The following is a 1,149-nucleotide window of genomic DNA, read 5'->3' as shown; positions in this document are numbered from 1 at the left end:
TGCCGGGATCTGGATGACGGTCCAGATCCCGGCGACGGGGATGGATCGTTTAGCCCTTAGCCTTGGCGAAGCCTTTGGCTGTCCGTGAGCAAGATCGTCTCCGTTTCTTCATCGGACCCGGATGGTTGCAGGAACCATGGGTTCGCATAGCAAGGATGGGTCGACGAAGATGAAACAGCTTATCACGACAGTTGCCGGGATCGATACCGGCAAGGCATTTCTCGACGTGGCGATCCTCGACGCGGCGACAGGGATGGAACAGGCGTCCTTCCGGACGCTCAATACGGCGGCGGGCTTCACCGAGGTCGTCGAGCGGCTTTCGACGGCGGGTGTCGAACGGGTCGGCATCGAGGCGACGGGTGGCTACGAGCGCGAGGTGGTCACGGCACTGCGCCGGGCCGGGTTGCAAGTTCTCGTGCATCAACCGCTTCAGGTGCGCCTATACGCACGCTTGAAGCTGCGCCGGGCCAAGAACGACCGGCTCGATGCCTCGATCATCGCTGCCTTCACGGCGATCACAAAGCCGCGGCCTCAGATCGCCGACGTCACGCAAAACGCCGTCCTGCAGGCCTTGCACGACCATCTCGTCCACATCGACGACATGGTCGAAGACGTCGCCCGCCTGAAGACACGTCTTGAGCATCGCCGCGATCCGCGTCTGATTGCGGAAATCAAAGACGACATCGCTGCCTTGAACAGACGGATCGCCAGCGAGCGCCGCCAGCTCGAAAAAGAAGTCCGTGTCCATCCCGACCTCGCTCGACGCCTCGATCTGGCAAGCTCCGTTCCCGGCATCGGCAAACCCACCGCGCTGTCGATGGTCATCGACATGCCGGAACTGGGCCATGTATCGCGCGAACAAGCCGCCGCCCTCATCGGCCTTGCACCTTTCGATCACGACAGCGGCAATCAGCGCGGCCAGCGCCATATCGCCGGCGGTCGCGCAAGGCCCCGCAAGGCCCTATATGCCGCAGCGCTGCCGGCCGCCTTCAAATGGAACCCGCAGCTCGTCGCCCTCTACAACCGTCTCATCGCAAAAGGCAAGAAGCACAAATGCGCGCTTGTCGCCTGCGCCAGAAAACTCGTGATCTACGTCAACACCGTTCTTGCCAGAAATAGCCCATGGACCGCTTGAACTAATGGTTGCTC

At 61.9% G+C, this 1,149-nt stretch carries 1 protein-coding gene; it reads left to right on the top strand.

All coding sequences use genetic code 11. The features are described 5' to 3' along the window. Positions 1–169 precede the first annotated feature (169 nt). The gene (locus tag ACPYOP_RS32885) at positions 170–1,135 is read left to right on the top strand and encodes an IS110 family RNA-guided transposase (RefSeq protein WP_481414376.1); all 966 of its coding nucleotides are present in this window, start codon (positions 170–172) and stop codon (positions 1,133–1,135) included. Positions 1,136–1,149 lie beyond the last annotated feature (14 nt).

The sequence above is a fragment of the Rhizobium sp. KNZ2-6A genome (assembly GCF_056755475.1).
The sequence above is the reverse complement of the archived record's forward strand: the minus strand, read 5'-3'. Positions and strand labels throughout refer to the sequence as shown.